General features: G+C 43.9%; 4 protein-coding genes and 2 pseudogenes. 1 reads left to right on the forward strand and 5 read right to left on the reverse strand.

Annotated elements, in window-relative coordinates; translation table 11 throughout:
* Positions 1-17 precede the first annotated feature (17 nt).
* Positions 18-143, forward strand: a complete 126-nt coding sequence (locus JX312_RS14235) for a hypothetical protein (protein WP_255563914.1) — start codon at positions 18-20, stop codon at positions 141-143.
* A 133-nt stretch (positions 144-276) separates the two neighbouring features.
* On the opposite strand, the pseudogene JX312_RS09710 reads toward JX312_RS14235, so the two are convergent.
* The 5 genes and pseudogenes from JX312_RS09710 to JX312_RS14335 all read right to left on the reverse strand — a co-directional run.
* A pseudogene (locus JX312_RS09710) lies at positions 277-924 on the reverse strand (histidine kinase); the annotation flags it as partial.
* Entirely contained in the window at positions 921-1,547 is a 627-nt protein-coding gene (locus tag JX312_RS09715; protein ID WP_204457850.1) for a CatB-related O-acetyltransferase, read from the reverse strand. The gene JX312_RS09715 and the pseudogene JX312_RS09710, both read right to left, overlap by 4 nt.
* Before the next feature lie 12 nt (positions 1,548-1,559).
* On the reverse strand, positions 1,560-2,849 hold the full coding sequence (locus tag JX312_RS09720; protein WP_204457851.1) for an MATE family efflux transporter: 1,290 nt from the start codon (positions 2,847-2,849) through the stop codon (positions 1,560-1,562).
* Between the two features lie 249 nt (positions 2,850-3,098).
* Positions 3,099-3,335: pseudogene (locus JX312_RS14330) on the reverse strand (CatA-like O-acetyltransferase); the annotation flags it as partial.
* Positions 3,290-4,324 carry a transposase gene (locus tag JX312_RS14335; protein ID WP_370541496.1) on the reverse strand — a complete coding sequence of 345 codons (1,035 nt, stop codon included), beginning with the start codon at positions 4,322-4,324 and terminating at the stop codon, positions 3,290-3,292. The pseudogene JX312_RS14330 and the gene JX312_RS14335, both read right to left, overlap by 46 nt.
* Positions 4,325-4,385 lie beyond the last annotated feature (61 nt).

Here is a 4,385-nt window from a genome sequence, read left to right on the forward strand (position 1 = left end):
TTTCGTAACTTTATGCCATGAAAAAGAACGAGTTGATAGAGTTTTTGCAACGCCAGAACGAGTTTCTTCAGGGACGGTTCGACGAGACGCCGGCTCCTGCTATCAGTGCGGAGTCAACGTCTTCGACTACTTCTGCGACATAATCGACCGCTGCGCCGCATGGCCTCCGAACACACCCATCGAGAAATACCGCGACCTGCTCCCTGGCCGCTGGAAAACCTCACAAAAATAGCCGCCCAAAATCTGGACGGCTTTCTTTTTATGGCTTACCTGCTATCGCAGACGGTTGTACAGTTGCCGGTTAAGTTCCGCGTTTCGTGACGCAAGGCTGTCGGTATATCCCGACAGACGGCGGCTTTGCGCCCGTTGCTCGGCTATCATGTCCCGGTCGAGGGAACGTAGCATTGTTGTGGTCACGGTTGGCTTTGGCTTTTATTTCTTGCCGAATATGCCGAGAAATCCTTTCCGCTTCGGTTTTTGCGGTTGTTCCTGCACACTTTTCTGTACGATTATGGGTACTTGACGAGTGATCTTATCATTGATGGCTTGTTGCTGTTCAAATACCTGCACGATTTTACGCATTTGTCGTTCCTTATCTTCGAGAAGATGGCGTACACTGTCTATGCGCTCTGTCGGATAAATAGTTTTGAAACGGCATAGTATACTGTCCATTACCATTCGTTGATAATGGTAATGTTCCAAATCTGCATATTCCCATTTTAATACTGTCTCGCCTGATAAAGAAAGTTCAATAAGAAGAACAAATATTTCGTGCGATTCTTGGCGAAAAGTATCTATATGACGATTTTGAACTTCCAATTTCTCTAAATCGCACCATTCTTTATACCAAATATACATTATGCCGATAACCAATAGTGCCATCAGCAAATAGCCGAGTGAAATTAGATTCTTGATTGATTTCATACTGCCTGTAATTTATCCCAACGTCCATCTTTCAGATAAGGCAAAAACTCCCGTATCTTATCTACCGACCANTCCCACCATTTCAAATCCTGCATCTGTTCTATTATATCAGGACTGAACCGCTTTCGTATCTCCTTTGCAGGGACACCACCCNCAATGGTATAGGGCGGCACATCNTTCGTCACAACCGCCCGTGTGCCAACAATAGCACCGTCACCGATATGGACACCAGCCATAATAACGGCTTCATAGCCTATCCATACGTCATTGNCTATCACGATGTCGCCTTTGTTGTCCCAAGCGGAAGCCACATTTGCCTTATCCAATTCCCAATCTTCATAGAACAGCGGAAACGCGTAAGTCGATAGTGATTTCANGGTATGGTTGGCACAGTTGAACAGAAATTTTACGCCGCAAGCAATAGAACAGAACTTTCCAATTATCAGCCGTTCATGGTTAATGGGATAGTGATACAACACATTGTTTTGCTCAAACAGACACGGGTCTGAAACAAAATCATTGTAAATGGTATAGTCGCCTATTTCGATAGACGGGTCTTTTACGACAGCATTCAAATAAACGGTTTGCGTGTCACCTTTACGGGGATATATCTTGTTCATCATAAATTTCAGTTCTTAGTATTGTTTATATTTAAGATAAATGACGGATTGTGTACCAAGCAGTATCACATATAAGTATTCCACTGCCCAATATGCCACTAACGGAACATCACAAAAATCTAATCCCCATAAGCAGAACAGATAAGCAATAGTAGTTATCACCTGAAAAATGAATACCGTCCGTGTCGCTCCCGTTCCGGTTGTAGCATTCAGATAGACGTAACCGGGTAGTGCAAAGAAGTAATTCAATAGCATGACAAGAAAAGGCGGCCATGCAAGCTGTACGATAGCGGGATTTTCCGTATAAGCCCCTATAATGTGCTGGTGAAAGAACAACGCAAAAGCAATCAGTGGAATACCTGTCGCATATCCTAAACGGATAATCTTATGGCAAAGCGGAAATACTTTTTTCTTTTCACCTGCACCAATCAGATTACTCCCCAAAGAGCCGGAGACACTTGCCAATGCATTGACGATAACGGAAAACAGTGCGGAAACACTTCTTACAATGTTTGATACTGCCAATTCCGTTTCTCCCAAACGTTCGATAGCCACGAAGAACAGAAACCAAATGGCTACACTTGTAAAGAACTGGAGCATACTCCATACAGAGATAGAAAACACCTCTTTCAATACCGTTATATCAATACGCCAGTATAAGCCATACGCTTTTTTATCAATGTGTCGAAACATATATGCAGCCAATACAGCCAGCGAACACATTTCGGCAGATGAAGATGCGATAGCCGCTCCCGATATACCCATATCGAAGCCGAATATCAGGAGCCAGTTCAGCGGAATGTTTACCAGTACGGCTGTGAAAGCCGCCATGTTCAGGGATTTTGTCTGTGTAATGCCTACCAAAAACGAGCGTAAGGCAAGGAACGGGAAAGAGAACAACAATCCCCAAATACGCCAATCTAAATAGCGGATAACCGCATTATAAACATCATCCGAAGTTATCAGATGCTTCAACAGAACGGGAGAAAATATCTTGGATAGCAGACAGAGGAGTACCGCCAGTATCAGCAAGAAAAACAATCCCTGAAAGAAAGTTTTTCCCGTTTCTGCATACCGCTGTTCTCCGTTTCGGCGGGCAATTACCACTTGCAACCCCAAACTGAACCCGAAGCCGAGCATATAAATTGCCAAGAACCATATTCCGGCAAGGGCAGATGCGCCCAATTCCACATCACCCACATGCCCTAAAAACAAAGCATCGGTAATATTTATCAGTTGTTCGATAAGGATGCTCATCATTACAGGAAAAGCGATGAGCCAGATTTTTTTATAGGTATAATTCATTTGTTCAAACCAATATGATACAATACATCCTGCCGCTTTAAGCAGCACGACAATCTTATAGATTTATAATAAGGAATAATGGCAAAACAATAACAGGCAAACTTAAAACATAAGCCTGTCTATTGCTGAATAGCAATAATTTGAAATGCTATTCGTTGAGCGTAGCTATATGCACAACTGCCATTTCATATTGTTGAACAACTATTTATTTTTCTGTTAGTTCTGCAAAGATAGCGTTTTCCCCTGAACTTATATTCTCAATTTATCAATTTCTTTCTGAACCCCGTCCAAAAAGCGGGAAACGTGCGCCCCGTCCATTTGCGTGTGGTGGAACTGGAAAGAAACGGTGAGCGTCGTTTTCAGCAGGCGGCGTTTGTATTTGCCCCAAATAAGAAACGGATTACAATGATTCGGTAAAATTTGAGGTTGTTCAGCCTTGGCTAAGCCGCTAACTGAGTCAACCGATGATTTATTTTCTGAATTATTTTGAGATAAGATTCAAATATAAGCCGTTTGAATTGCGCTAACGAAAGACTCGGATAATCTTTCCTTATGACCTCCTTGCAGGCATTGAGGGCAGTGAAGGAAAGATTGAACGCAAAGTCAAGCCGATCCCTGTCCCAGGTCTGCTGAGACTGAAGTCCTGTGAACTGTTTGGCATCGCGTGTGCCGAACTCAATCTGGAAGCGGATGCGGTAGAAATCGATGATCTTTTCAGGTCTCATGTCGGTGTCGGTGGAGAAGTACAGGAGAGGCTCTCCGTTTTCAACCGGACAGACCACGACACGTCTGCACGGGGCAGAGGAATCCGGTATTGCCAGATACCTCAGATATGAGTTGGCACGTAATCTCCCGACAAATCGAAATCCCATGCCAATCACTTCATTTACAAACTCATATTTGGAGAAAAAGGCATCGGCAACCAGAATATCCGTCAGTGAGAGCAGCTCTGTCGCCTTTGACCTGACAAGTGCCACATACCAGCCAAGCATTGACATGTGTCTCTCGGATTCAAGAGTCCTGAAGTTCGGTGACTGGACAGCACCGAGCATCACACATGTATGTTTACTCAGGCTTATTGCCCCGATCGCCATTATCTCCAGACCGCGTTTGACACGTTGTGCCACCCCTGACCAGAATCGGCCTATGCCATACGTCAAGCTGCCTGACTTTGAAATGAACGACGGATCGATTGCCACTGCCATGTCATCGGACGATCCAAAACAATCCAGTGCCATACCTATGTTGACTTTCATCCAGTCTACGGATGTCTTGAAATTGGAGGCAAAGGTCTTGGCTGTACGACCGCCATAGCGCGACAGCCGGGTAAAATTGACTTTGCCCGGAATCAACGCCACAGTGCGTATTGTTAAAATCAGCCAGTTGAGGAACCTTTTGCTCATCTTGGTTGTTGTATTTTCAAATACCGACTTACACCGAAAGGTGAAGTCTTTGAGAATCTCCAATACGTTCATATTGTCTAATGTTTTTATAATGAACGATTTGGCGATTCATTTGTATTTAACAATTCGACAT

The organism is Barnesiella sp. CU968 (assembly GCF_905219685.1).
GTDB lineage: Bacteria > Bacteroidota > Bacteroidia > Bacteroidales > Muribaculaceae > Lepagella > Lepagella muris_A.